Origin of the sequence: Mycobacterium sp. (assembly GCF_036488105.1) — a bacterium.
Classification (GTDB): domain Bacteria; phylum Actinomycetota; class Actinomycetes; order Mycobacteriales; family Mycobacteriaceae; genus Mycobacterium.
This window is the reverse complement of record NZ_DASXHW010000048.1, coordinates 1-1,801: the sequence shown is the minus strand read 5'-3', so window position 1 is coordinate 1,801 and position 1,801 is coordinate 1. Positions and strand designations below refer to the sequence as shown.

Annotated in this window: 2 protein-coding genes; both read right to left on the bottom strand. The window is 66.0% G+C overall.

Features of this window, described 5'->3' with window-relative positions; all coding sequences use genetic code 11:
- Nucleotides 1–155: 155 nt before the first annotated feature.
- Nucleotides 156–1,388 (bottom strand): phage tail tube protein, encoded by a 1,233-nt coding sequence (locus VGH54_RS02450; RefSeq protein ID WP_331510345.1) that lies wholly within the window; start codon nucleotides 1,386–1,388, stop codon nucleotides 156–158.
- Nucleotides 1,388–1,699: a hypothetical protein gene (locus VGH54_RS02445; RefSeq protein WP_331510344.1), complete on the bottom strand. Its 312-nt coding sequence runs from the start codon at nucleotides 1,697–1,699 to the stop codon at nucleotides 1,388–1,390. Before VGH54_RS02445 ends, VGH54_RS02450 begins: the two co-directional genes overlap by 1 nt.
- Nucleotides 1,700–1,801: the final 102 nt, after the last annotated feature.

Here is a 1,801-nt window from a genome sequence, read left to right as displayed (position 1 = left end):
GGCCGCGCGGCCGCGCGCCTTGTCGGCGACCAGCTGCGCGACGGACAGGTTGACCTTGCGGAGCTCGCGCGGCAGTTTCGCGTCGAGCGCCCGCAGGTCGGCCTGCAGTTGTTTCAGGCCATCGATCTGGATGGCCTGCGTGCGGGAGGTGACCACTAGGGCGTGGAGTCGGCCGTCACGTAGGCGATGGTCAGCGCGTCGTTCGTGCCGCCGGCGGTGTTGAGCAGCTTGCCGGCGATCGGAAGGGGCAGCAGATCCGGGCCGGCCACGACGGGGGAGTCGGAGTCGACGCGGGCGGCGTTGGTGCCCGAAATGAATGTCATCGACGCGAAGGATGCCGCGCCGACCAGGCTCGGCCCTACGAACGAGGCGACGAAGGTCGCGAGCGCACCCACCCGGTTGACCGAGGCGAATCGCGAGTACTGCAGCATGTCGGTGAACTCCGCCATGACGGTCCAGTCGAAGATGCGCATCGGGCCCTCGGCCGGCTCACGCTGCAGCGTGTTGGCCCGGATGAAACGCCGATCGGCCTTGTAGCCCATCGTGCACTTGAGGGTGAAGTCGGAGACGTCGACAGCGACACCGCCGATGCTGATCGTCCCGCCGGCGTAGGTGAGCAGCTCGCTGTTGGTCGGATAGGACGCCGCGGCCAGCACCACGCTGGTCTGCTCGTCCTGCGCGTCCAGAGTGAGCGTCAGCAGCAGGATGCCATCGAGCGCGCAGGAGAACGTCCAGTCGATGATCTTGACACCGGGGTAGGTGAACGGCGACACGACCTGGGACTGGGTGAAGGGCTTGCCGACCTGGGCCAGCAGCGACTTGCCGACCATCGCGCCGATCGTCGCGGTGTGCGTGAACACCGAGTCGGTCGGCCCGGTGGTGGCGATGTTGCCCATCAGGTGCTTGAGGATGCGACCGAACTGCTTGGTCTGCACCTCGAGCACGATCGGGCCGGTCGCGCCGGTCCGGTTGATCGCCCACTTGTCGGCCTTCTGGACGCGGTTGTTGGCGCGCAGGCCAGCGGACTCGATGCGAGGGCTGGTGAGCTTCATGCCCTCGCTGACCATGTCGTAGAAGCGGTCCACTGTTCCGCCGCGGCCGTAGATGCTGGCCACGTAGGTGCCCTGCACCGTGGAGTTGCCCAGGCTGGTGAGCGTGACCACGGTCGCGGTTGTCGTCGTCGGGACCTGGTAGATCGTCCACGTCGCGTTGTAGCCCGACGGGGTGAAACCGGTGAGAGTGATCGTGTCACCGGGCTGCAGCCCGTGCGCGGACGCGAAGGTCAGCGTGAATATGATCGGCGGTCCGGCCGACGCGATCGCGGTGGATATCGCAGGCGTGGTCTGCGTCTCTTCGCAGAAGCCGAGTTGCGAGAGAATACCGGACATTACTTGCTCTCCTCAGCGTCGGCCGACTTGGCGGCGTCCTTCGTTGGCTCGGTCTGCTTGGCTGCGGCCGATTTCTTGGGCGCGGCCTGCTTCGGCGCGGGGCGCTGCCAGTTCTCGATCTGTGCAAGCAACCCGAACCCGGGGTCGTAGCCCTCGGTCCAGCGCTCGCCGGACGGCGCCTTGCCCGCGATCGCAGCGGGTACCTCGATCGGCTCACCCGGATACGCCAACTCGGCGACACCATCGATCTCGACCTCATCGTGGTTACCCACGTAGACAACCAACATGTAGAGCTCCTTAGTGGTGGGCATCAGATGCGTGCCTTGATGTCGATCTGCGCGTCGATGTATGCCGTGTAGCCCTGGTCGCTGACGAACTCGAGGAACTGATTCCACGAGACCGTGAAGGACCAG